This window comes from Kitasatospora sp. NPDC101108, assembly GCF_055584725.1.
In genome coordinates this window covers 418,775-442,845 of record NZ_JBVJLM010000003.1, presented here as the reverse complement: position 1 = coordinate 442,845, position 24,071 = coordinate 418,775, and the positions used below count along the sequence as shown (strand labels likewise).

Annotated in this window: 17 protein-coding genes; 14 read left to right on the top strand and 3 right to left on the bottom strand. The window is 72.6% G+C overall.

Features of this window, described 5'->3' with window-relative positions:
• The first annotated feature begins 17 nt into the window (after positions 1–17).
• From ACZ6Z8_RS10250 to ACZ6Z8_RS10235, 4 genes are all read left to right on the top strand, one after another.
• Complete coding sequence (locus ACZ6Z8_RS10250) at positions 18–1,355, top strand: FtsW/RodA/SpoVE family cell cycle protein (RefSeq protein WP_465608081.1); 1,338 nt, start codon at positions 18–20, stop codon at positions 1,353–1,355.
• Complete coding sequence (locus tag ACZ6Z8_RS10245; RefSeq protein WP_465608079.1) at positions 1,355–2,863, top strand: penicillin-binding transpeptidase domain-containing protein; 1,509 nt, start codon at positions 1,355–1,357, stop codon at positions 2,861–2,863. Before ACZ6Z8_RS10250 ends, ACZ6Z8_RS10245 begins: the two co-directional genes overlap by 1 nt.
• Positions 2,864–3,044: 181 nt before the next feature.
• Positions 3,045–4,598, top strand: coding sequence for an amino acid permease (locus tag ACZ6Z8_RS10240; RefSeq protein WP_465608077.1), 1,554 nt, complete (start codon positions 3,045–3,047; stop codon positions 4,596–4,598).
• Positions 4,599–4,726: 128 nt separating this feature from the next.
• Positions 4,727–6,136: a glycosyltransferase 87 family protein gene (locus tag ACZ6Z8_RS10235; protein WP_465608075.1), complete on the top strand. Its 1,410-nt coding sequence runs from the start codon at positions 4,727–4,729 to the stop codon at positions 6,134–6,136.
• Positions 6,137–6,245: 109 nt separating this feature from the next.
• Here ACZ6Z8_RS10235 and ACZ6Z8_RS10230 read toward each other — a convergent pair whose 3' ends face one another.
• Positions 6,246–7,997, bottom strand: coding sequence for a penicillin-binding transpeptidase domain-containing protein (locus ACZ6Z8_RS10230; RefSeq protein WP_465608074.1), 1,752 nt, complete (start codon positions 7,995–7,997; stop codon positions 6,246–6,248).
• Between the two features lie 204 nt (positions 7,998–8,201).
• Complete coding sequence (locus ACZ6Z8_RS10225) at positions 8,202–9,980, bottom strand: dolichyl-phosphate-mannose--protein mannosyltransferase (RefSeq protein WP_465608072.1); 1,779 nt, start codon at positions 9,978–9,980, stop codon at positions 8,202–8,204.
• Between the two features lie 105 nt (positions 9,981–10,085).
• Here ACZ6Z8_RS10225 and rsmI point away from each other — a divergent pair, with 105 nt between their 5' ends.
• From rsmI to ACZ6Z8_RS10190, 7 genes are all read left to right on the top strand, one after another.
• A complete protein-coding gene (rsmI, locus tag ACZ6Z8_RS10220; RefSeq protein WP_465608071.1) occupies positions 10,086–10,955 on the top strand; it encodes a 16S rRNA (cytidine(1402)-2'-O)-methyltransferase in 870 nt (289 codons plus the stop codon).
• A 236-nt stretch (positions 10,956–11,191) separates the two neighbouring features.
• Positions 11,192–11,671: a hypothetical protein gene (locus ACZ6Z8_RS10215; protein WP_465608070.1), complete on the top strand. Its 480-nt coding sequence runs from the start codon at positions 11,192–11,194 to the stop codon at positions 11,669–11,671.
• Between the two features lie 122 nt (positions 11,672–11,793).
• Entirely contained in the window at positions 11,794–13,413 is a 1,620-nt protein-coding gene (gene metG, locus ACZ6Z8_RS10210; protein ID WP_465608069.1) for a methionine--tRNA ligase, read from the top strand.
• A complete protein-coding gene (locus tag ACZ6Z8_RS10205; protein ID WP_465608068.1) occupies positions 13,413–14,291 on the top strand; it encodes a TatD family hydrolase in 879 nt (292 codons plus the stop codon). Before metG ends, ACZ6Z8_RS10205 begins: the two co-directional genes overlap by 1 nt.
• Before the next feature lie 59 nt (positions 14,292–14,350).
• Positions 14,351–15,232 (top strand): 16S rRNA (adenine(1518)-N(6)/adenine(1519)-N(6))-dimethyltransferase RsmA, encoded by an 882-nt coding sequence (gene rsmA, locus ACZ6Z8_RS10200; protein WP_465608066.1) that lies wholly within the window; start codon positions 14,351–14,353, stop codon positions 15,230–15,232.
• Positions 15,229–16,146 carry a 4-(cytidine 5'-diphospho)-2-C-methyl-D-erythritol kinase gene (locus tag ACZ6Z8_RS10195; protein WP_465608064.1) on the top strand — a complete coding sequence of 306 codons (918 nt, stop codon included), beginning with the start codon at positions 15,229–15,231 and terminating at the stop codon, positions 16,144–16,146. The genes rsmA and ACZ6Z8_RS10195 overlap by 4 nt, the downstream gene beginning before the upstream one ends.
• Before the next feature lie 120 nt (positions 16,147–16,266).
• Positions 16,267–18,084 (top strand): ABC-F family ATP-binding cassette domain-containing protein, encoded by a 1,818-nt coding sequence (locus ACZ6Z8_RS10190; RefSeq protein ID WP_465608063.1) that lies wholly within the window; start codon positions 16,267–16,269, stop codon positions 18,082–18,084.
• A gap of 22 nt (positions 18,085–18,106) precedes the next feature.
• Here the strand turns inward: ACZ6Z8_RS10190 and ACZ6Z8_RS10185 are convergent, their stop codons facing one another.
• Positions 18,107–19,996, bottom strand: coding sequence for an FUSC family protein (locus ACZ6Z8_RS10185; protein WP_465608062.1), 1,890 nt, complete (start codon positions 19,994–19,996; stop codon positions 18,107–18,109).
• A 319-nt stretch (positions 19,997–20,315) separates the two neighbouring features.
• On the opposite strand from ACZ6Z8_RS10185, the gene ACZ6Z8_RS10180 reads away from it, so the two are divergent.
• The 3 genes from ACZ6Z8_RS10180 (at position 20,316) to ACZ6Z8_RS10170 (ending at position 24,032) form a co-directional block, all read left to right on the top strand.
• Entirely contained in the window at positions 20,316–20,879 is a 564-nt protein-coding gene (locus tag ACZ6Z8_RS10180) for a hypothetical protein (protein WP_465608060.1), read from the top strand.
• 41 nt (positions 20,880–20,920) lie between these two features.
• Entirely contained in the window at positions 20,921–22,567 is a 1,647-nt protein-coding gene (locus tag ACZ6Z8_RS10175) for a WXG100 family type VII secretion target (protein ID WP_465608058.1), read from the top strand.
• 100 nt (positions 22,568–22,667) lie between these two features.
• Positions 22,668–24,032 carry a S8 family serine peptidase gene (locus tag ACZ6Z8_RS10170; RefSeq protein ID WP_465608056.1) on the top strand — a complete coding sequence of 455 codons (1,365 nt, stop codon included), beginning with the start codon at positions 22,668–22,670 and terminating at the stop codon, positions 24,030–24,032.
• The last annotated feature ends 39 nt before the right edge of the window (positions 24,033–24,071 follow it).

Below are 24,071 nucleotides of genomic sequence, written 5' to 3'. Positions count from 1 at the left end.
TGGCGACACCCTCCGCCGTGACGAGATCCGCCGCCCGGCCGAACCGGCCGGTGCCGAGCCGGCGCACCACCGAGCTGGTGCTGGTGCTGGCCGCCGTCCTGACCGCGGTGTTCGGCTACGTCGAGGTGGGCGTGAACCTCGACGGCGAGGTGCCGGCCGACGCCGCCCGGTACGGGGCCGCGCTCGGCGTGCTCGCCCTGGCGGCGCACGGCACGGTGCGGTGGCGGGCCCGGTACGCGGACCCGCTGCTGCTGCCGATCGCGGTGCTGCTCAACGGGATCGGGGTGGTGGTGATCCACCGCCTCGACCGGGCCACCCCGGGCCGCGAGGCGGCCTCCGCGCAGCTGCTCTGGTCGGGCCTGGGGGTGGCGCTGTTCATCGCCGTGCTGCTGCTGGTGCGCGACCACCGCCGGCTGCGGCGCTACGCGTACGTCGGGGCGCTGGTGGCGCTGGTCCTGCTGGTGGTGCCGGTCCTCTTCCCGCCGGTGTACGGCTCGCGGATCTGGATCGTCGTCGGGCCGCTGTCCTTCCAGCCCGGGGAGTTCGCCAAGATCCTGCTGGCCGTCTTCTTCGCCGCCTACCTGGCGGTGCACCGGGACGCGCTGGCGCTCACCGGCCGCCGGGTCTGGCGCTGGCAGCTGCCGCGCGGGCGGGTGCTGGGGCCGGTGTTGATGATCTGGGCGGCCTTCGTCGGGGTGCTGGTGCTGGAGACCGACCTCGGGACGGCCCTGCTGTACTTCGGCCTGTTCGTGGTGATGCTCTACGTGGCCACCGCGCGCACCGGCTGGATCGCGATCGGGCTGGGCCTGGCGGCGGTCGGCGCGGTGGCGGTGGGCCGGCTCTCGCCGCACGTGCACAGCCGGGTGGTGGACTGGCTGGACCCGCTGGGCTCGATCGCGGCGGGCAGGGGCGCCAACCAGATCGCCCAGTCGCTGTTCGCCTTCGCCTGGGGCGGGCTGCTGGGCACCGGGCTGGGCAACGGGCACTCGGTGCTGATCGGCTTCGCCGCCAAGTCGGACTTCATCCTCGCGACCATCGGCGAGGAGCTCGGCCTGACCGGGCTGGTCGCGGTGTTCCTGCTGTACGCGGTGCTGGTCTCGCGCGGCTTCCGGACCGGCATCGCGCTGCGCGACCCGTTCGGGCGGCTGCTGGCGATCGGGCTGGCCGCGATCGTCGGCCTCCAGGTGTTCGTGGTGGCGGGCGGGGTGCTCGCGCTGATCCCGCTGACCGGGATGACCATGCCGTTCATCGCCCAGGGCGGCTCGTCGGTGGTCACCAACTGGATCGTCGTCGCGCTGCTGGTGCGGATGAGCCACGACGCCCGGCGGCCGGCGCCCGCGCCGGAGGTGGGCTGATGGCCGCGACCCGAGGGCGGGGCAACGGGCCGCAGGGGCTGCCCGGGATCTCGGTCACCGGGCGTCGGGCGGGCACGTTCTGCCTGCTGCTGGTCGCGGCGCTGTGCGTGCAGGCCACCCGGGTGCAGGTGTTCGAGTCCGGGGACCTCGACCGCAACCAGGCCAACCAGCGGCTCACCGTCGAGCGCTACGCCCGGCCGCGCGGCGACATCCTGGTCGGCGCCCGGCCGGTGACCGGCTCGCGGCCCACCGGCGGCCGGTACGCGTACGAGCGCACCTACACCGACGGCCCGACGTACGCCGCCGTCACCGGCTTCGCCTCCCAGGCGTACGGCAACAGCCAGCTGGAGGGCACCGAGGACGGCCTGCTGACCGGCACCGACGGCCGGATGACCGGCTGGTCGCTGTGGGACGCGATCACCCGTCGGCAGAACCCCGGCGGGGACGTCCACACCACGATCGACCCGGCGGCCCAGCAGGCCGCGATGAGCGGGCTCGGCGGCCAGAAGGGCGCGGTGGCGGCGATCGAGCCGGCCACCGGCCGGATCCTGGCGCTGGCCAGCACCCCCTCCTACGACCCGGGCGGCTTCGCCGGCTCCTCGGGCGGCGACCGGACGGCCTGGAACCGGCTGCAGGCCGACACCGACCAGCCGATGCTCAACCGGGCGCTGCGCCAGACCTACCCGCCGGGCTCGACCTTCAAGGTGGTCACCGCCGCCGCGGCGCTGACCGCCGGGGTGGTCACCGACCCGGGCGCGCCGACCGACGCGCCCTTCCCGTACGTGCTGCCCGGGACGACCACGCCGCTGGTCAACGACAGCGCGGACTGCGACCGGCCGGGGCTGTCGCTGGACGCCGCGATGACCGCCAGCTGCAACAGCGTGCTGGGCTACCTCGGGGTGCGGACCGGGCTGTCCAGGGTGGTGGAGACGGCCGAGGGCTTCGGCTTCAACGACCCGCGGCTCGATGTGCCGGTGCGCCCGGCCCGGTCCACCGTGGACACCTCGATGGACCCGTCCCAGCTGGCGCTCTCCTCGATCGGGCAGTTCGACACCGCGGCCACCCCGCTGGTGATGGCGATGGTCGCGGCCGGGATCGCCAACGGCGGGACGGTGATGCGTCCACAGCTGGTGGACAAGCTGACCCGGAGCGACGGCACCGAGGTGGAGCTGATGAAGCCCCAGGTCTACCGGCGGGCGGTCACCCCGGCGGTGGCCGCGCAGGTGCGGAAACTGATGACCGACGTGGTGGAGAACGGCACCGGCGGGAACGCCCGGATCGCCGGGGCGGTGGTCGGCGGGAAGACCGGCACCGCCCAGCACGGGGTGGACAACAGCGGGACGCCGTACGCCTGGTTCATCGCCTGGGCCGAGCCGGCCGGTTCGGACGCGGTGCCGCCGGTCGCGGTGGCCGTGGTGGTGGCGGACAGTGACGCAACGGACGTCACGGGTGGCGCGCTGGCCGCCCCGATCGCCCGCGCGGTCATGCGGGCGGTGCTCGGCCGCTGAGGCCGGTCGGGTGCCTTGAACTGGACGGATGAGCGGAACGGCCGGAGATGCAACGGGTGCGAAGTGTCCGGTTTGTTGTGGCTGATGCGCCGATTCGTACAATGCGCCGATCGGTATTGTTTGTTTGCGACACTGGTGTCTTCGCGGGGTACTGTCCCATGTTTGTTCGGTTGGTCCCCCCATGACACCTCCCAGTGCCTCGGGCGACCTGCCGCTAGGACACCCTCCCCCGCCTAGAAGGACCGCAGTTTTGGCCAGCAACACCCTCGGTGCGCGTCTGTTGCGACGCAAGCCCGTCTCGACCCTGATCGCGGAGAGTGAGGGCCACGGCCTTCCGGCCGGTGCACCTGAGGAGGGCGGACGCTCCGGCATCCACCTGCGCCGCTCGATCGGCCTCTGGCAGCTGTCCGCGATCGGCATCGGCGCCACCATCGGCACCGGCATCTTCTTCGTGCTCAACAGCGCGGTGCCGCAGGCCGGGCCGGCCGTCATCCTGTCCTTCGTGATCGCCGCGGTCACCGCCGGACTCACCGCGCTCTGCTACGCGGAGATGGCCTCGGCGATCCCGGTCTCGGGCTCCTCGTACTCCTACGCGTACGCCACCCTCGGCGAGGGCGTCGCCTTCGGCGTCGGCATCTGCCTGCTGATGGAGTACGGCGTCTCCGCCTCCGCGATCGCGGTGAGCTGGGCCGAGTACCTGAACAAGTTCTTCGACCTGACCTTCGGGTTCAGGATCCCCGAGCAGCTCTCCGGCGCCCCCGGCGGCGGCCACTGGTTCAACCTGCCGGCGCTGCTGCTGGTGGCCATGGTCTGCTTCCTGCTGGTCCGCGGCGTCAGCGAGTCGGTGAAGGTCAACGCGGCCATGGTCGGGATCAAGATCCTCATCCTGATGCTGTTCATCGGCGTCGCCCTCACCGGCTTCCACTCCGGCAACCTGACCCCGTTCATGCCGCTGGGCATCGGCGGCGTGCAGATGGCCGCCTCCAGCATCTTCTTCTCCTTCATCGGCCTGGACGCCGTGTCCACCGCCGGTGAGGAGGTCAAGAACCCGCGCCGCACCCTGCCGCTGGCGATCATCATCTCGCTGGTCGTGGTGACCCTGCTCTACATCCTGGTCGCCCTGGCCGGCATCGGCGCCCAGCCCTGGGACAAGTTCGACGGCCAGGAGGCCGGGCTCGCCCAGATCCTCCAGGACATCACCGGCCAGAGCTGGCCCGCGATCGTCTTCGCGCTCGGCGCGATCATCTCGATCTTCAGCATCACCCTCGTGGTGATCTACGGCCAGACCCGCATCCTGTACTCGATGGGCCGCGACGGCATGCTGCCCAAGCGCTTCGCCCAGCTCTCCCCGCGTACCGGCACCCCGGTCTGGAACACCCTGGTGGTCGGCCTCGGCGTGGGCGCGCTGGCCGCGTTCATCCCGCTGGACGTCCTGGCCGACATCACCAGCCTGGGCACCCTGATCGCCTTCTCGGTGGTCTCGGTCGGCGTGATCATCCTGCGCCGCACCCAGCCCGACCTGCCGCGCGGCTTCAAGGTCCCCGGCTACCCGGTGGTCCCGCTGGTCAGCGTCGGCTTCTGCATCTACCTGATCACCGGCCTGCACGCCGACACCTTCCGGGCCGGGGCGATCGCGCTCGCCGTCGCCGTGGTCGTCTACTTCGGCTACAGCATCAAGCACTCCCGGCTGGAGCGGGCCGAGGAGCAGCTCCCGGCCGACACCAACGTCGGCTGACCGTGCCGTTACCCAATCGTGAAGGGCCGCCGCCAGGTACGACACCGGGCGGCCCTACGCGCGTAAACCCCAGAAACCAGCCGGACGTGATGGCGACAGGGCCCGTCCCGCACCCATAACCTTCCACCATGGTGAGCACCCGCACGCCCGGCTTCTCCCGCCCGCGCGGCCGCTTCACCGGCCGCGCCAGAACGCCGGCCCAGTCCATCAGCGCCGAACTGCCGTCCAGACCGGGACGGCCGCCGAGGAGCTTCTCCAGCCGGCCGTTCCCCCAGCAGCGTGGCGAGAACACCTTTCCGCCCACGCCCGATCGGTGGAATCCCGCCCGGCTCGCCTCGCTGCGCTGGGCCCAGCTGCTCGGGTGCCTGATCGCGGCCGGCTGGGCCGCCGCCTTCCCGCTCGTCTCCGACCTGGCCAACCAGCGGCTCTGGGGCCTCGTCGCGGCCCCCGCCTACGTCGTGGCCGGGCTCCTGTGCCTCACCCTGCCGCGCCGCTACGCGGCCGAGGCCGCCGCCGTGGTCGCCCTGCTCGGAGCCGTGCTCGCCCCGCTCGGACTACTCGCCGTGACCGGCCGGCACCAGTCCGAGGTGATGGTGGTCGAACGCTCGGCCCACCTGCTGCTCACCACCGGCGACGTCTACCTCCCGCACCCGGTGGTGGTCACCGACTACAACCCGTACCTGCCGGCGATGTCCCTGTTCGGGCTGCCGCGCCAGCTGCTCGGCAACTCCACCGCCTTCGCCCGGGTCGCCGGGGACGCCCGGATCTGGTTCGCCCTCACCTTCGTCGTCTGCCTGCTGGGCGCCTGGCGGCTGCTGCGGCCGTCCCGCCAGGGGGCACCGCTGCTGCCGCTGGCCGTCCTCACCGCCTCGCCGCTGATAGCGCTCGCCCTCGTCGTCGGCGGGGTGGACCTGCCGCTGATCGGCGTCTGCTGCCTGGCCATGGCGCTCGCCGAGCGGGACCGCACGGTCAGCGCCGGGCTGGTGCTCGCCCTCGCCTGCAGCCTCAAGTGGACCGCCTGGCCCGCGCTACCGGTGGCCGTCCTGCTGCTGTGGCGGCTGTACGGCCGCCGGCCCGCCGCCCGCACCGCGCTGATCGGCGTCGGGGTGAGCGCGGCGGTGCTGCTGCCGTCCGTGCTGACCCAGCCGCAGGCGCTGCGCGACCAGGTGGTGCGCTTCCCGCTCGGGATGACCGCGATCCGCACCCCGGCCGGCAGCCCGCTGCCCGGCAAGGTGCTGGCCGGCTTCGGGCCGACCGGGCACTCCGTCTCGCTGGCGCTGATGACCACGGCCCTGGTCGGGGTGGCGATCTGGCTGCTGGCCCGGCCGCCGGTCTCCGCGATAGCCGCCGCCGACCTGCTGGCCGCCGGCCTGGCGATCGCCTTCACGCTTGCCCCGGCGGGGCGGTTCGGGTATCTGGCGCTGCCGGCCGTGCTGGTGATCTGGCCCCGGCTGGCGGCCCGGCGCTGGAGCAGCCGCCGTCCGGTGCCGCCGTGCCCGCTGCCGGACGTGCCGGCGCCCGCCGTGCCGCGGCGCTGAGCCGGTCCGCCGCCGTGCCGTGACGCCGAGCAGCTCCGCCGACGGGCCGTGACGCGACGGAGCCCGCCGCGCCGGTGACGGCGGGGCGGGCTCCGGTGCGTGACCGGCCCTAGTGGCCGGCCTTGAGCAGCGAGGCGACGGCCGGGCCGGCCGCGTCCACGCCGTGGCCGCCGCCCTGGACCTCGGCGGCGACCGCGAGGTTGCCGCGGAAGGCGGTGAACCAGCTGTTGGTGGTGGACGCGCCCTGGACCTCGGCGGAGCCGGTCTTGGCGCCCGCGTTGTCGGTGATCCCGGCCATCACCTGGCTGGCCGTGCCGCCGACGGCGGTGGCGTTCATCATCGCGCGCAGCTTGGCGGCGACGTCCGGCGAGATCTGCCGGGCCGCCTGCTGCTGCGGCAGGCCGGCGACCAGGATCGGCTGCTTGAACGAGCCGCTCTGGACGGTCGCCGTGATCGAGGCCATGGCCAGCGGGTTCATCTGGACCTTGCCCTGGCCGATGTAGTTCATGGCCTGCTCGTCCTTGCTGCCCGGGGTCGCCGGGATCCTGCCGTCGGCGTTCGGCAGACCGGTCTTCCACTCCTGCCCGATGCCGTACAGGTCCTTGGCGGTGCCGGCGAGCGTCTCGGGCTTGAGGCTGGTCAGGCCCTGGTTGATGAAGGCGGTGTTGCAGGACACCATGAAGTCCTTCTGGAGCGTGTAGTCCGGGAAGGCGCCGGGGAAGTCGTTCGGGATCGCCACCGGGTTGCTGCTCTTCTCCGGGCAGGCCACCGGGGAGTCCGGGTTGAACCCGGCCTCCAGCAGGGCCGTCGAGGTGACGATCTTCATCGTCGAGCCGGGGGCGAGCAGGCCGGTGAAGGCCCGGTTCTGACCGGTGGCCGGGGCGTTGGCGAAGGCCAGCACCTGGCCGGTGCTCGGCTCGATCGCGACGATGGAGCCCTGCTTGCCGCCCAGGTCGGTCATCGCCTTCTCGGCGGCGGCCTGGAGGGTGTTGTCGATGGTCACCTTGAACGGCTTGCCGGGCTTGGGCTCGACGATGGTGAACAGCTTGTCCGCGGCGGTCTTGCCGGCCGGGTCGGTGATCACCACCGCGCTGCCCGCGTCCTGGTCCTTGTTCGGGTCCGGCGGCAGCAGCTTGCGGGCGTTGTCCTGGAGGCTGGCCATCAGCGCCGGGGTGAGCGAGGCGCCCTGCAGCGCCTTGCCGTTGCGGTCCACCAGGGTGGACGGCGGGGCGAAGACCTGCTGGGTGGCGATCGTCTCGTTGCCGGACAGGTGCGGGTGGATGACCGACGGCGCCCAGTGCACGGCCGGGGTGTTGTCGCTCATCTTCACGACGTTCAGGAAGCCGTTGTAGTCCCAGACCCGGCTGGTGCCCTCGAACTCGGCGCGGGCCTTGAAGCCCATCAGCACGCCGGTCGGCCCGGGGGCGGCGGACGGCGAGTCGCTCGCGCCGGCGGTGCCGGTCGCCGACGGGCTCGCCGAGGCGGCGCCGGTGGGCTTGGCCGGGGAGGGCGTGCCGGTGGCCGAGGCGAAGGCCTGCGGGGTGGCCGGACCGGCGGGGGTGAGGGTCAGCGCGCTGGGCTTCACCTGGGTCTTGAAGGCGGTCAGTGCGGTGGTGGCGGCCGCCGGGTCGTCCGTGAGCGAGGCCGCCTTCGCGATGTCGCCGGAGGACCAGGCGGCCAGGAAGTCCTTCGCACCGCTCGCCGCCTGGTCGGCCGAGGGCGGATCGGCGACCACCGTGCGGGGTTTGTCGCCGGACCCGGAGTCCGAGCCGCCCATCAGGCTGTACGCCCCGTAGGCGCCGCCCGCGAGGACGACGACGGACACGCCGGTGATGATGCCGATCTTCGCGCCACTGCGCATGGTGCAAATCCCCCAGGGGTCTCGCGGCCGGGCGCAACCGGCCGGGCCGGAAACGCGGTGTTCGCTCCACCCTAGGCAGCGCCGACGAGGACGCCGGCGAAACGCCGGGGACTTGTGACGGATCTGGTACGTGTCGTGGACCGGGTACGGACTTTCCGGGGGAACGGTGTGTCGGCCGCCTCCATGGCTCCCCGGGCCGCCCGCTCAGATCCAGCTGTTGAACCACATCCGGCTGCGCCAGTCCTCCAGCGGGATCGTCTGCCCGGTGAAGAGCGGATAGAAGTACAGGAAATTCCACATGATCAGCAGCACCAGCAGCCCGGCCGTGGCGGAACCGATGATCCGGCGGTCCCGGGAGGCGCCGGCCGGACCGATCAGCGCACCGACCAGCATCGTCACGGCGAGCACCAGGAACGGGACGAAGACCACCGCGTAGAAGAGGAAGATCGTCCGCTGCTGGTACAGGAACCACGGCAGGTAGCCCGCGGCCAGGCCGCACAGCAGGGCGCCCGCCCGCCAGTCCCGCCGGAACGCCCAGCGCCACAGGCAGTAGACCAGCGCCAGCACGGCCGTCCACCACAGCAGCGGGGTGCCGATGCCCAGCACCTCGCGGGCGCAGTCGGCCGCGGTGCAGCCGGCCTGGCCGTACTTGGGGGACTCGTAGTAGAAGGACACCGGACGGCCCAGCACCAGCCAGGACCACGGGTTGGACTGGTAGGTGTGGGGGTCGGTCAGGTGGGTGTGGAACTCGTAGACCGTCGAGTGGTAGTGCCACAGGGCGCGCAGGCCCTCCGGTATCCACGGGTAGTCGGTGGAGCGGCCGACCGCCCAGTCCCGGCCCCAGCCGCCCCGGCCGGGCACGTTGCTGCTGGCGAACCAGCCCCACCAGGAGGCCAGGTAGACGGCCACCGGGACCACGACGACCGACACGAAGGCCGGCACGACGTCCCGGGCCAGCACCGCCGGGTACGGGCGCGGGGCCCCGGCCAGCCGGCGGGCGCCGACGTCCCACAGCACGGTCAGCACGCCGAAGGCCGCCGCGACGTACAGGCCGCTCCACTTGGTGGCGCAGGTCAGGCCGACGCAGACGCCGGCCGCGATCCGGTACGGGCGCCAGCCCAGGTTGATCCGCTGGGCCGACGCCGGGTCCGCCACCCCGCCCAGGCGCGCCGCCAGCCGGGCCCGGGTGCGGTCCCGGTCCAGCAGCAGGAAGCCGAAGGCGGCGAGCGTCCAGAACATCACCACCAGGTCGAGCAGCGCCGTCCGGCTGAGCACCAGGTGCAGGCCGTCCACCGAGAGCAGCAGGCCGGCCACGCAGCCCAGCAGGGTGGAGCGGAACATCCGGCGGGCGATCCGGGCCAGCATCAGCACCGACAGGGTGCCGAGCAGGGCCACCGCGAACCGCCAGCCGAAGGGGTTCATGCCGAACAGCTGCTCGCCCGCGCCGATGATCCACTTGCCGACCGGCGGGTGCACCACGTACGACGCCGTCGCGCGGTACGGGACGGCCGCGCCCGGCGTCATGATCGTGGTGTTGGCGTCCTCCGGCCAGTTGATCTCGTAGCCGCCGTGCCAGAGCGCGTAGGCGTCCTTGGCGTAGTACGTCTCGTCGAAGATGATCGCGTGCGGCTGCCCGAGGTCGGTGAACCGCAGCAGCCCGGCGAAGACCGCCACCGCGACCGGGCCCAGCCAGCCGGACCAGCGGCACAGGAAGTACCAGAGGCCCTGCGGCAGCGTGATCCCCAGGCGCAGCAGCACCGGGGACTGCGGGACGTCGGGCGACGTCACCCCGGGGCCGTCCGGCATCGGCGGGACCAGGCGCTCGGTGAGCGTGCCGGTCGGGTGGGCGCGGTAGCCGTGTCCGGCCAGGCGCTCCCGCCAGCCCAGGGGTGATCCGGGTGAGCGGGGGGACGGCAGGCCGGCACCGCCCTGCGCGGAGTGGTCCGTACCAGTGGGCGCCTGCGCCGCCGTGTCGCCGTTCATCCGCCACATCGTAGGGGCGCTCCTCGTACGTGTGAGCGGTCCCTCGGGAGCTGCCCGAATCGTCACCAAAAGCCCCGGCGCCCGGGAACTGCAAGGATGGGGGCCGTGACAGGAGTACTCGTTCTCGCAGGCACCCCCATCGGCGACGTCTCGGACGCCCCGCCCCGGCTGCTCACCGAGCTGGCCACGGCGGACGTGATCGCGGCCGAGGACACCCGGCGGCTCCGCCGGCTCACCCAGGCGCTCGGGGTGACCCCGGCCGGGCGGGTCGTCTCCTACTTCGAGGGCAACGAGGTCGGCCGCACCCCCGAACTGGTCGAGGCGCTGCTCGCGGGCTCCCGGGTGCTGCTGGTCACCGACGCCGGGATGCCCTCCGTCTCCGACCCCGGCTACCGGCTGGTGGCGGCGGCCGTGGCGGCGGACGTCAAGGTCACCGCCGTGCCCGGGCCGTCCGCGGTGCTCACCGCGCTGGCGCTGTCCGGACTGCCGGTCGACCGCTTCACCTTCGAGGGCTTCCTCCCCCGCAAGACCGGCGACCGGGCCCGGCAGCTGGCCTCGGTCGCGGCCGAGCCGCGCACCATGGTCTTCTTCGAGGCGCCGCACCGGATCGCCGAGGCGCTCGCCGCGATGGCCGAGGCCTTCGGACCGGAGCGCCCGGCCGCGGTGTGCCGCGAACTCACCAAGACCTACGAGGAGGTCAAGCGCGGGCCGATCGGCGAGCTGGCGGCCTGGGCGGCGGAGGGCGTCAAGGGCGAGATCACCGTCGTGGTCGCGGGCGCCCCGCCGGCCGCGCCCCGGGAGCTGACCCCGGCCGAGCTGGCCCGGCTGGTGGCCGTCCGGGAGGAGGCCGGGGAGCGGCGAAAGGAGGCCATCGCGGCGGTCGCGGTCGAACTGTCCCTGCCCAAGCGGGAGGTCTTCGACGCGGTGGTCGCGGCCAAGAAGGAGGCCTCGGAGGAGGCCCTGAAAAAGGGGTGAATTCCGGGGGTTGCGGGGCGGACGGGGAGTCGTACCGTGGAGAGAAGGCCCCGGTAAACACCCGCTGAGCTGAAGTTTCGGTCCTGCTGGACGGGCTCTGGGAGGCCCTTCGTATAGGGCTTGCCAACCCGCCTCCAAGCTTTCACAAGAAGGGCGTCGGCCGGGGTGGTCCGGGCATTTCCTGGAATGGGAAGACCCAGCCGGGCGAGCGCCCGACGGGCAAGTGGGAGTTGGCTATGAGCGACACGATCGGTAGCCCCCGCAGTGGCAACGCGCTGAACGTCCCCGGCCTGGCGGGGCGGGCGCACACTCCCGTCGAGACCGTGCGGGAGGCCTACTCCTTCGCCTGCCTGCGCTGCGGGTACGGCTGGGAGCAGGCGTACGACATCGAGCACCACGTGGCCAGGGACGGCCACATCGTGTTCGAGTACCACGCCAACGGTGTCCGGGTGCCGTCCCCGCTGCTCAAGCCGACCTGCCCGGGATGCGGTGGCCACACCGTCCGGATCATGCGCGAGGGCCGGGTGGCCTCCGCCGACCAGCCCTGGCAGCACGCCCCCGGCTACCCGGCGCACGCCGAGCCGGCCGGAGCGCCCGCGACGCCCGCGACGCCCGCGACGCCCGCGGTGCCCGCGACGCCCGCGACGTCGGCGGTGCCCGGGCCCGGGAAGCCGCGCGGGCGCTGGGCCCGGTTCTGGGCGCGGCTGCTGGGCTGACCGCCGGACCGGGAGCGGACCCGGGGCCGCCCGCCGCGAGCAGTGCGGCGGGCGGCCCCGCCGCACCACCGGGCCGGAACGCGGTCGAGGGGTGCGTTCGGGCCCGACTAAGCTTTCCGACCATGGCGGCCACTGCAGACCACAGCACCACCGGGGCGAACGCCCCGGCGTACTACGTTTCCACTCCGATCTACTACGTCAACGACCGTCCCCACCTGGGCCACGCGTACACCACCGTGGCGGGCGACGTCCTCACCCGCTGGCACCGCCAGCGCGGCGAGAAGGTGTGGTACCTGACCGGCACCGACGAGCACGGCCAGAAGATCATGCGGACCGCCGAGGCCAACGGCGTCAGCCCGCAGGAGTGGTGCGACAAGCTGGTCGAGGAGGCCTGGAAGCCGCTCTGGCAGCACCTGGAGATCGCCAACGACGACTTCATCCGCACCACCGAGGAGCGGCACACCGCCCGGGTGCAGGAGTTCGTCCAGGACCTGTACGACAAGGGCGAGATCTACAAGGGCGGCTACTCCGGCCCGTACTGCGTCGGCTGCGAGGAGTTCAAGCTCCCCTCCGAGCTGCTGGACGGCGCCACCGAGGACGAGAAGCTCTGCTCCGTCCACAAGAAGCCGGTCGAGTGGCTGGAGGAGGAGAACTACTTCTTCCGGCTCTCCGCCTACGCCGAGCGGCTGCTGGAGTTCTACGCGGCCAACCCCGACTTCATCCAGCCGGCCTCGGCCCGCAACGAGGTGCTGCGCTTCGTCGAGCAGGACCTCAAGGACCTCTCGATCTCCCGCTCCACCTTCAACTGGGGCGTCCCGCTGCCCTGGGACGAGAAGCACGTCCTCTACGTCTGGGTGGACGCGCTGCAGAACTACATCACCGCGGCCGGCTACGGCAGCGACCCGGAGCGCTTCGCCGAGCTGTGGCCGGCCTCCGTGCACCTGGTCGGCAAGGACATCCTGCGCTTCCACGCGGTGATCTGGCCGGCCATGCTGATGGCCGCGGGCCTGCCGCTGCCCAAGCGGGTCGTCGCCAACGGCTGGCTGATGGTCGGCGGCGAGAAGATGTCCAAGTCGAACCTGACCGGCATCGCGCCCACCGACCTCACCTCGCACTTCGGCGTGGACGCCTACCGCTACTACTTCCTGCGGGCGATCCCGTTCGGCACGGACGGCTCGTTCTCCTGGGAGGACTTCACCGCCCGCTACACCTCCGAGCTCGCCAACGACTTCGGCAACCTGGCCTCCCGGGTCGCCGCGATGGTCGGCAAGTACTTCGGCGGCGCGCTGCCCGCCTCGGCCGCGCACGGCGAGGCCGAGCAGGCCGTCACGGACGGGCTGCGCACGGCCGTCGAGGTCGCCGACCGGAAGATCGGCGAGGAACTGGACTTCGCCGGCGGCCTCGCGGCGGTCTTCGAGTTCGTCAAGCAGGTCAACGGCTACCTCACCGAGCAGGAGCCGTGGAAGGTCGCCAAGGACGAGTCGGCCGAGGGGCAGGCCCGCCTGGCCACCATCCTCTACACCGCCGCCGAGTCGCTGCGCGGCACCGCGGTGCTGCTCAACCCGGTGATGCCGTCCACCGCCGAGAAGCTGTGGGCCTCGCTGGGCGCCGCCGAGGGCCTCGGCGCGCTCGCCGCCCAGCCCGTCGCCACCGCCGGTGACTGGGGCCGGCTGCCCGCCGGTGCCACCGTCACCAAGGGCGAGATCCTGTTCCCGCGCCTCGAAGAGAAGCCGGCCTCCTGATGCCCGCCAAGGACGACGACCGGTCGACCCCGCCGCCGCTGCCGGAACCCCTGGCTGTGGCGGTGGCCGACTCGCACACCCACCTCGACATGCAGGCCGGCACCCCGGCCGAGGGGCTCGCCCGGGCCGCCTCGGTCGGGGTCACCACGGTGGTCCAGGTGGGCTGCGACGTGCCCGGCTCGCGCTGGGCCGCCGAACTGGCGGCCTCGTACGAGCAGGTGCACGCGGCCGTCGCCCTGCACCCCAACGAGGCGCCGCGGATCTTCCTCGGCGACCCGGACGGCTGGTCCGGGCAGCAGCGGCCCGCCGGCGGACAGGCGGCGCTGGACGAGGCGCTCGCCGAGATAGACGCGCTGGCCGCCCTGCCCCAGGTGCTCGCCGTCGGCGAGACCGGCCTGGACTACTTCCGGACCGGGCCGGAGGGCGTGGAGATCCAGAAGGAGTCGTTCCGCCGCCACATCGAGATGGCCAAGCGGCACGGCAAGGCCCTGGTCATCCACGACCGCGACGCCCACGAGGACGTCATCGCCGTCCTGCTGGCGGAGGGCGCCCCGGAGCGGACGGTCTTCCACTGCTACTCGGGCGACGCCGAGATGGCCAAGGTCTGCGCCGAGCACGGCTGGTACCTGTCCTTCGCCGGGCCGGTCACCTTCAAGGCCAACCAGCCGCTGCGCGACGCCCTGCTGGCCACCCCGCTCGACCGGATCCTGGTCGAGACCGACGCCCCCTTCCTCACCCCGCACCCCTACCGGGGACGGCCGAACGCGCCGTACCTGATCCCGGTCACGGTCCGCTCGATGGCCGCCACCCTGGGCCTGCACGAGGACGAGCTGTCGGCGGCCGTCGCGGAGAACACCGCCCGGGCCTTCGGGTACTGAGGCGCCTGCGCGGCATCGGTGCGTCCGGGCGCCGGCCCGTACGCCCGTATCCTTGGCGCGTGAGCACCACCGACCCCACCCCTGACAGCCACCTCCTGGGCGCCGCCGACATCCGGGAGCTGGCGGCCGCGTTCGGCGTGAAGCCGACCAAGCAGCGCGGGCAGAACTTCGTCATCGACGGCAACACCGTGCGGCGGATCGTCCGGGCCGCCGAGGTGACGGAGCAGGACGCGGTGGTGGAGGTCGGGCCCGGGCTCGGCTCGCTGACGCTGGCGCTGCTGGAGGTGGCGCGGCACGTCACGGCGGTCGAGATCGACCCGGTGCTCGCCCAGCACCTGCCGGACACCGTCGCGGCCCGGATGCCCGGCAAGGCGGACGCCTTCGACCTGGTGTTCAGCGACGCCATGGAGGTCACCGAGCTGCCCGGCCCGGCGCCCACCGCGCTGGTCGCCAACCTGCCGTACAACGTGGCCGTGCCCGTCCTGCTGCACATGCTGGCGACCTTCCCCAGCATCGAGCGGACCCTGGTGATGGTGCAGAGCGAGGTCGCCGACCGGCTCGCCGCCAAGCCCGGCAACAAGGTGTACGGCGTCCCGTCGGTCAAGGCCAACTGGTACGCCGAGGTGAAGCGGGCCGGCGCGATCGGGCGCAACGTCTTCTGGCCCGCCCCCAACGTGGACTCCGGACTGGTCTCGCTGGTCCGCCGCGAGCCGCCGAGGACGACCGCCAGCCGCACGGAGGTGTTCGCGGTGGTCGACGCCGCGTTCGCCCAGCGCCGCAAGACCCTGCGCGCCGCGCTGGCCGGCTGGGCCGGCTCCGCCGCCAGGGCCGAGCAGGCGCTCGCGGCCGCCGGCATCGACCACAAGCTGCGCGGCGAGATGCTGACGGTGGAACAGTTCGCCGCGATCGCCGAGCACAAGCCTGCTGAGGACAGCGAGTGATCACCGTACGGGTACCGGCCAAGGTCAACGTCCAGCTCGGGGTCGGCGGACTGCGCGCCGACGGGTTCCACGACCTGGCCAACGTCTTCTTCGCCGTCGCGCTGGGTGACGAGGTCACGGCGACCCCGGGCGAGGGCGTCACGCTCACCTGCTCCGGGCCCGACGCCGACGCCGTCCCGCTCGACGACAGCAACCTCGCCGCCCGCGCCGCCCGGCTGCTCGCCGCCCACCACGGGATCGCCGACCCGGGCGTCCACCTGCACATCGCCAAGGCCATCCCGGTGGCCGGCGGCATGGCCGGCGGCAGCGCCGACTGCGCCGCCGCGCTGGTCGCCTGCGACGCGCTGTGGAAGCTCGACACGCCCTTCGAGACGCTGTTGGAACTCGCCGCCGAACTGGGCTCCGACGTGCCGTTCGCCCTGCTCGGCGGCGTCGCGCTGGGCCGCGGCCGGGGCGAGATCCTGGAGCCGCTCGCCGTCTCCGGCACCTTCCACTGGGTCTTCGCGGTCGCCGACGGCGGCCTGTCCACCCCCGCCGTCTTCCGCGAGTGCGACCGGCTGCGCGAGGAGGCCGGTACCGGCTCCAGCGACACCGACGTCCGCACCCCCGACGCCGACCCGGCCCTGCTCGCCGCCCTCGCCGAGGGCGACGCCGTCGCCCTGGCCGCCGCGCTCGCCAACGACCTCCAGTCCGCGGCGCTCTCGCTGCGCCCCTCGCTGGCCGACACCCTGCGAGCCGGCACCGAGGCCGGTGCGCTCGGCGCCCTGGTCTCCGGCTCCGGGCCGACCTGCGCCTTCCTGGCCAAGGACGCCGAGGCGGCCACCGCCGTCGCCGCCGCCCTGCTGGCCTCCGGCACCTGCCGGGCCGCGCACGCCACGTACGGGCCGGTGCCCGGGGCCGCGGTGGTTTCCTGACGCGTCCGGGGCTCTCGGCCGGGCCCATTAGGCTGGGGTGATCGGGGAGCCCCCGAGAGGAGGCGCCCACCGCCGAGGGCGGGCCGCCCCGCGACCGCCGAACCCAGGAGCGCAGCACACGTGGCCGTCAACCTCGCCACCATCGAGTCCGTCACGAAGGTCTACGGCACCCGCACCCTGCTGGACGCGGTGAGCCTGGGCGTGAGCGAGGGCGACCGGATCGGCGTCGTCGGCCGCAACGGCGACGGCAAGACCACCCTGATCCGGATGCTCGCCAAGCTGGAGGAGCCCGACGGCGGCCGGATCACCTGGAGCGGGGGCCTCGAACCGGCCGTCCTCACCCAGCACGACTCGCTCGACCCCGAGGCCACCATCCGGCACGAGGTCATCGCCGACCGCGCCGACCACGAGTGGCTCGGCGACGCCCGGATCCGCGACATCATCGAAGGCCTCTTCGGCGGCCTCGACCTGCCCGGCTTCGCCGACGGCCTGGACACCGTCATCGGCCCGCTCTCCGGCGGCGAGCGCCGCCGCATCGCCCTCGCCAAGCTGCTGCTCGGCTCCCCGGAGCTGATCATCCTCGACGAGCCCACCAACCACCTCGACGTCGAGGGCATCAACTGGCTCGCCCAGCACCTGCAGAAGCGCCGCTCCGCACTGGTCTGCGTCACCCACGACCGCTGGTTCCTCGACCAGGTCTGCACCCGGATGTGGGACGTCCAGCACGGCGAGGTGCACGAGTACGAGGGCGGCTACTCCGACTACGTCTTCGCCCGCGCCGAGCGCTCCCGGATCGAGGCCGTCGAGGAGCAGAAGCGCCAGAACCTGGCCCGCAAGGAGCTCGCCTGGCTGCGCCGCGGCGCCCCCGCCCGCACCTCCAAGCCGCGTTACCGGATCGAGGCGGCCAACGCCCTGATCGCGGACGTGCCGGAGCCCCGGGACAAGAGCGAGCTGATGAAGTTCGCCAACGCCCGGCTCGGGAAGACCGTCTTCGACCTGGAGAACGTCACCGTCAAGGCCGGCCCCAAGCTGCTGCTGGAGAACCTCACCTGGCAGCTCGGCCCCGGCGACCGGATCGGCCTGCTCGGCGTCAACGGCGCCGGCAAGACCTCGCTGCTGCGCGCCATGCGGGACGCGTACGCCTCCGAGGGCGACGTGCAGCCGGCCTCCGGCGTGATCAAGGTCGGCAAGACCGTACGGCTGGCCTACCTGTCGCAGGAGATCGCCGAACTGGACCCGGAGACCCGGGTGCTGCAGGCCGTCGAGCAGGTGCGCTCGCGGGTCGACCTCGGCAAGGGCCGGGAGATGAGCGCCGGGCAGCTGTGCGAGCAGTTCGGCTTCGGCAAGGACAAGCAGTGGACGCCGCTCGGCGACCTGTCCGGCGGCGAGCGGCGGCGGCTCCAGCTGCTGCGGCTGCTGATGGACGAGCCCAACGTGCTGTTCCTCGACGAGCCGACCAACGACCTGGACATCGAGACCCTCAACCAGCTGGAGGACCTGCTCGACGGCTGGCCCGGCTCGATGGTCGTCATCAGCCACGACCGGTTCTTCATCGAGCGGACCACGGACGTCGTCCACGCGCTGCTCGGCGACCGGAAGATGCGGATGCTGCCGGGCGGCGTGGACGAGTACCTGGAGCGGCGGGCGCGGATGGCCGCCGCCGCTGCGACTCCTGCGGCTGCCGCGCCGGCCGCCTCGGCGGCCCCCGCCGGCGAGACCCTGTCCGGCGGGGACCTGCGCGCCGCGAAGAAGGAGATGCAGAAGCTGGAGCGGCAGATCGCCAAGCTGGACGAGAAGGAGTCCAAGCTGCACGCCCAACTCGCCGAGCACGCCGCCGACTTCTCCAAGGTCGCCGAACTGGACGGGCAGCTGCGCGCCGTCCGGGAGGAGAAGGAGGAGCTGGAGATGAGCTGGCTGGAGCTGGCCGAGCAGGTCTGAACCGCCGCCCTCCGCGTCCGGACTACCGCCTCCTGAGCAGCAGTTCGAGTTCGTCCGCCGCACGGCCCAGCGCACTGAGCGCCGGGTCGTGCGGCGCACTCGGCCGGGCCGCGGGCCTGGTCGGCGGCCGGTGCTCCCGGGCCGCCGCGGTCAGTTCGTCCAGCGCCCGGCGGACCCGCTCCGTCTCGGCCGGATCCGGCACCCGGCCGCCGTACCGGACCTGCGCGGCGAACGCCGCCACCGCGCCGCCGAGCCGCTCCAGCGCGGCCGTGGCCGGCAGCCACTGCTCGGCCAGCCGACCGGTCGGCGGGGGTTCGGCCAAGCCCTGCCGCACCTCCTGCCGGGCGTCCGCCAACGACCGGTAGGCCGTACGCCGCAGCCACACCTCGCCCGTCCTCCGGTGGTCGGTCACCGCGTCCAGGTAGGCGCGCAGCGCGGTCGTCGCGGTGACCAGCCGGGGCTCGATCCGGTGGCGGGGACGCTCCGGCCACAGCAGGTAGCCGAAGAGCAGCACCACCGCGCTCGCCAGCACGCTGTCCAGCACCCGGGGCCAGAACTCGGCCGCGCTGCTCTGCCCGCCGAGCTGCAGCAGCACCAGCGCCATCGGCGTCATCACCACGGTGTTCAGCCCGTAGTGCGCCGCCGTGGCGTACGGCAGCAGCGCGACGCACAGCGCCGCCATCGCCGTCAGCGCCCACTCCTCGGTGGTCAGCGACAGCAGCGCCGCCGTCACCACCACGCCGAGCACCGTGCCGACCGCGCGGCTCACCGCGCGCAGGAACACCGAACCGAGATCCGGCTTCAGCACGAAGGCGATCGTCATCGGCACCCAGTAGCTCTTGCTCAGCGGGAAGTTGGCCGTCACCACCGAACCCGCCGCGATGCACAGCGCCACCCGCAGGCCGTACCGGACCGACGGTCCCGACAGCAGCCCGGCCCGCAGCCGCCACGGATCCGGCGGGGGCGCCGCAGCGGTGCCGATCCGCGCCGGGCGGCCCGCCACGGCCTCGGCGGCGGCCCGCAACGCCTCGTCCAGCGCCTGCCGGGCCGGGGTGTCCGGCCGCCAGTCCGGCACCCCCACCTCGCCGCCGCCCCGCCGCACCGCCTCCGCCAGCCGCCCCGGCACCGCGGCCACCTCCGGCGGCACCGGCCGCCAGGCCCACAGCAGGCCCGTCGCCGCCTCCGTCGCGGCCAGGGCCGCCTCGTACATCGGGCGCAGGCCGGCGCGCTCCGCCCGGCCGTGGTTCGGCAGCAGGTCCTGCAACCGGTTCAGCCGGGCCGTCAACACCCGGCGGGACTCCGCACCCCGCGCGGTGCCCAGATCGGCGAGGGTGCGGCCGAGCGCCTCGTACACGGCGGCCAACGCCCGGTTGCGCGGATCGGCGGCGGGCCGGCGGTGAGCGGTGGCCGGCAGGCCCAACAGCACGACCAGAGCGGCACCCACCAGCATCATCGGCGCCGCCGCCCACCACGGCGACGGCAACGGCATCCCACTGCCCAACGCGGCCGACACCAACAGCAGCATCCCCGCCGCCGACCCGCGCGGGCCGGTCGCACTCGACGCACCCGACACGAACGCCGTCAGCGTCAGCCCCGCACCGAGCCCGGCCGCACCCACGTGCGCGTGCTGCAACGCCGTACCGACCAGCATCCCCAACGCCGAAGCCGCCACCGCCGACCCGATCCGGCCCGCCCGCAACAGCGTCGGCTCGTCCCGGTCGTTCATCGTCGCGTGCATCGCCCCCAGCCCGGCGAACACCCCCAGATCCAGCCGGTGCGACAGCAGCCCGAGGCTCAGCGGCACCGCCAACCCGACCGCCGCCCGCACCATCAACACCACCGGCACCGGCGGCCGCTCCGGCCGCACGGCACGGGCCCACCAGGGAGTCGGGATCTGCTCGTGCGCAGGCATGCCGTCACGTCCGTTCCGCGGCCTCGGGTCGCTGCTGTGCGACGTTGCGCGGCAGATGGGGCGTACCGGGCCATTCTATCCAGCAGCCGGAGGCGGGTTGTACGTGTCAAGTTCGTACCGATCGAGCCCGGGCAGGGCAAGGTCCCTGCCGTTCCGACAGGGGCAGTGGCTACGATGGCTGAGGCGGAGGACCGCCCTCAGGGCGGGCGGTCGAGCCGACCAAGACGGTAAGACCAGAAGAAGTTGACGGTGTGTTGCGGCCGGAAGGGGCCCGGGAGTCGCCCGGGCGTCCGGCCGTACGGGGGAGGAGTGGATTGCTATGGCAGACGATGGTGACCCGCGCTCGGGAAAGACGCCGACGGGCACGGACCCAGGGGTGTCAGTCGGCTCGACCCCCTATGTGCTGAACGGTGGGTGGGGTGGTTTCGGGCCGCTGGTGAGCATGGGCCAGACGTATGGCGACGCCAACGCCCTGGTGACTGCCTTCGGCAAGCAAAACGTCCAGATCGAGATTCAGACGCTCACTGCGTTCGCCAACAAGGTCGAGGCTTTGCTCGCCGCCATGGAGGGCTCGGAGGCCGCCCCGTACAAGCTCGAAGCGCAGAAGCTGACTCAGGCGAACTTCGTCAGCGGGCAGAACCCCGGGGCGTTCTCGGAGGCAGTGGCCCTGCACTCCGCCTACAGCAAGGTCCATGCGCAGCTCGTCAGGCTCCACAAGGAGTTCAAGGCGCAGATCCAGGCGATGCAGAAAGCCGTTGTCGAGTCGGCGGGTTCCTACGGGACCAGTGACGAGAACGCGGCGGCCGCCCAGAACGCGGTGGCGGCGAGCGCGGGCGCCACGGGGCCGAGCGGATCGGCGCCGCAGGCCAAGACGAAGCTCTGACGGCAGCGCGGAAAGGCTCACGGGGAGACGGGGAACAGGTCATGGCAGACGAATACAACGACATGCAGCACGCTCAGCTCCAGGCGCTGGTCGACGGCACCCAACCTGACGTGCTGCTGAAGCGAGCCGGCAAGCTCCAGGACGCCGGTCGGGTTCTGACGGAACTCAGCACGGCTCTCCAGGCCCACCTCGGCCAGGTCAGCTGGGAAGGGCAGGCCGCTGAGAACTTCAAGACCTGGGTCGGGAACCTCTACAAGTCTGCGGCGATCATCGGGGAACACTCCACGACCGCCGGCGGTGCGATGACCCAGGCTGGTGAAGCGCTCAGTACGGCCAAGGTCGCGATGCCCCCGCTTCCCCAGACGGCGATGGACAAGGTCGCCGCTTACGAGAGGCAGACGGTGCCCCCGGACGCGGAGGCGAAGGTCTCAGCGGTCGGGGGCAGCGTCGACAGCTACATGAAAACGAAGCTCGGAGACGCTTGGATCACCAAGACCGAGTACGAGGGCTACAAGGCGACGATCCAGAAGGAGCAGCAGGAGGCCGCGAAGCAGGTAGGGAACCTGGCCCAGGCGTACAGCGCGGCGACGACGACGCTGAACGGGATTCCCACTGACGTGACGCTGCCGGGGACGCCGGGAGAAGGTACCGGCCGGGACGAGTCCTCCTCGGCATCCGACGGCAGTGCGGGCGGCGCCGGCGGGTACGGTAACCGCCGTAGCCCACGTGTGAGCGGTGGCAGCACCGGAGGGAGCTACCCGTCGTCGGGGGGTAGCTACGGCGGTGCCACCATGAAGCCCCGTGACCCCGGGGCGAACTGGCAGGAGTCGATCTACCCCGGCCACACCGGGCCGGTTCCCCCGCGCGGTGACGGCCAACTGCCGCCCCCGCCGCAGGATCCGGGCACCCCGACCCCGCCGTCCCACCCGTCGGACCCGGTCACCCGTCCGGGCACCGGCCTCGACAGCCTCCCGACCCTGCCGGACCAGACCACCCCGGTCGGCCCCGGGAGCAGCCCGGTCCTGCCGAGCGGTCCGGGCGGAACTCCCGCCTACCCTGGCGGTCCTGATGGCCGGGGAGGCCTGCCCGGCCTGCCTGGCAGCGGCCCGGTCTCTGGCTTCCCGGGCGGGACCGGCGGCGGTTCCGTCCCGACCAGGGGCATCGGCAGCATTCCCGGTAAGGGTGGCGGCTCGGTTCCCCTCCGCACCGGCCCGTTCAGCGGTGGCTCGGTTCCCGGCAAGGCCGCTACCCCCGGTCTCCCGAACGGAGCGGTCTTCGGCCGTGAGGGCGCGATTGGTGGGGGTCGGGTCGGAGGAACGACTCCGGGCGGCGGCATGGGTGGCATGCACCCGGGTATGGGCGGCGGCCACGGTGTCGGCGGCGGTGTCGATGGCTCGCGCGGTCGGGGCCTGACCTCCACTCGGGGTGGAACGGTCGGCGGTCGCAAGGGCCCTGCGGCCGGGGGGGAGTTCACCCCGGGCGGTACGGGCCTGCGCAACCGTGCGGCTGCGGCGGGAGCCGCCGAGGGCGGTGCCCGGTCCGGACAGAACGGCATGATGGCCCCGGGCGCGGGCGGTCACGGCAACCGGAAGGAACGCGACCGTCGCAACCGTGCGGACTACCTCCACGAGGACGAGGAGACCTGGACCAGCGGTACGCCGGACAGCAATCCGGACGTGATTGAGTAGGACGGCAGCGACTGCCCGGTCACTGGGCCCGCCCAGTGACCGGGCAGAGCTGTTCGGGGCTGTGTTCCCCGGGATGCTGAGAATACGACGAGGAGTTGTGATGGGGCGGACGAGCGCGGGGATGCCCTGGCGGGCGGCTGCCGCACTAATCCTGGCGGCGGGGGTCACGGTTGGACCAGTCGCTGCACCGGCCGTCGCAGACGATACGGTGCGCGCGCGGCAGTGGCATCTGGATGCCATGAAGGCTCCCGACATGTGGAAGATTTCCACTGGGCAGGGGATCACTGTTGCGGTGATCGACGGAGGCTTCAAGCTGGACCATCCTGACCTCGTTGGGCAGTTCCTGCCCGGCAAGGACTTCAGTGGAAGTCCTGGCGGCGTCGGGTCGTTCGGCGATGGACACGGTACGGGGATGTCCAGTTTGATCGCCGGCACTGGCAGGGGTGTCGGAGGGACGGGTGCCATGGGATTGGCACCCGGTGCCAAGATCTTGCCCCTGAAGATCAATAATGGAACTGTCGGCGTCAGTGTCTCGGAAGATTTTTTGGATCAGATCGGGCAGGCAGTGGACTACGCCGTCAGCCAAGGCGCGAAGATCATCAACATCTCGCAAGGTATTGCGGCGGTCACCACTGTGCCGGGTGACGTAGCGAAGCTGGACGGGATTCTCGCTTCTGCGCGATCCAAGGGCGTTCTGGTGGTCTCCAGCGTGGGGAATTCTGCGCAGAAGGGCAATCTTGTCGAGTACCCGGGTGCGTTGCCGAATGTTGTCGGGGTCGGGGCTGTCGACCGGACCGGGACTGTGACGGCGGAGTCCGAGACGGGGCCGCAGGTTGCGCTTGTAGCTCCCGGTGAGGACATGTTGGGGGCCTGCACTTCCGATACTGGGTATTGCAAGAGCCATGGCACGTCGGATGCGACTGCTCTGGTCTCCGCCTCGGCGGCGTTGGTGTGGTCGGTGCACAAGGACTGGTCGGCGAACCAGGTCCTGCGGGTGCTCATCAACACCGCGGGCAGGGCCAACGGCGGGACCAGCCGTACGGACAGCGCAGGGTGGGGCGCGGTTCGACCTCGGATCGCGTTGACGGATCCGGGTGATCCCGGTCCTGCGGATGTGTCGCCGCTTCCGGCTGATGCGGCTACGCCTTCTGCGGCCCCCTCGCCTTCGGCGAGTGCGTCCGTGCCCGCGTCGACGGCGCCGAGCTCGGCTGGAGTGGCATCTGGCGCACCTACTGTGCAGCCGAAGGCTGAGGGGTCGTCCGGGTCGGGCAGTGCGCTGCCGGTCGTGGCTGGCGTGGTGGCCGGGCTGTTGGTGGTGGCTGGGGTTGTGTTCGCGGTATTGAGGCGGCGGAATGCGACCGTGCCGCCCGTGGCTCCGCAGCAGCCGATGGGCGCAGTGACTCTGCCGCCTCCGCCGTCGCACCAGCCGTCGGTGCCGCCGGAGGACAACCCGTACGCGAGGTAGTTGGCCGCCAGAGCTGGACGAGCGGGTACGCGGCGCGGC

What these genes read in the sequence shown, in the direction of transcription:
- ACZ6Z8_RS10245 (WP_465608079.1), top strand. Translation starts at nt 1,355, where the DNA reads ATGGCCGCGACCCGAGGGCGGGGCAACGGGCCGCAGGGGCTGCCCGGG.
- ACZ6Z8_RS10240 (WP_465608077.1), top strand. Translation starts at nt 3,045, where the DNA reads ATGACACCTCCCAGTGCCTCGGGCGACCTGCCGCTAGGACACCCTCCC.
- ACZ6Z8_RS10235 (WP_465608075.1), top strand. Translation starts at nt 4,727, where the DNA reads ATGGTGAGCACCCGCACGCCCGGCTTCTCCCGCCCGCGCGGCCGCTTC.
- ACZ6Z8_RS10230 (WP_465608074.1), bottom strand. Translation starts at nt 7,997, where the DNA reads ATGCGCAGTGGCGCGAAGATCGGCATCATCACCGGCGTGTCCGTCGTC.
- ACZ6Z8_RS10225 (WP_465608072.1), bottom strand. Translation starts at nt 9,980, where the DNA reads ATGAACGGCGACACGGCGGCGCAGGCGCCCACTGGTACGGACCACTCC.
- ACZ6Z8_RS10215 (WP_465608070.1), top strand. Translation starts at nt 11,192, where the DNA reads ATGAGCGACACGATCGGTAGCCCCCGCAGTGGCAACGCGCTGAACGTC.
- metG (WP_465608069.1), top strand. Translation starts at nt 11,794, where the DNA reads ATGGCGGCCACTGCAGACCACAGCACCACCGGGGCGAACGCCCCGGCG.
- ACZ6Z8_RS10205 (WP_465608068.1), top strand. Translation starts at nt 13,413, where the DNA reads ATGCCCGCCAAGGACGACGACCGGTCGACCCCGCCGCCGCTGCCGGAA.
- ACZ6Z8_RS10185 (WP_465608062.1), bottom strand. Translation starts at nt 19,996, where the DNA reads ATGCCTGCGCACGAGCAGATCCCGACTCCCTGGTGGGCCCGTGCCGTG.
- ACZ6Z8_RS10180 (WP_465608060.1), top strand. Translation starts at nt 20,316, where the DNA reads ATGGCAGACGATGGTGACCCGCGCTCGGGAAAGACGCCGACGGGCACG.
- ACZ6Z8_RS10175 (WP_465608058.1), top strand. Translation starts at nt 20,921, where the DNA reads ATGGCAGACGAATACAACGACATGCAGCACGCTCAGCTCCAGGCGCTG.
- ACZ6Z8_RS10170 (WP_465608056.1), top strand. Translation starts at nt 22,668, where the DNA reads ATGGGGCGGACGAGCGCGGGGATGCCCTGGCGGGCGGCTGCCGCACTA.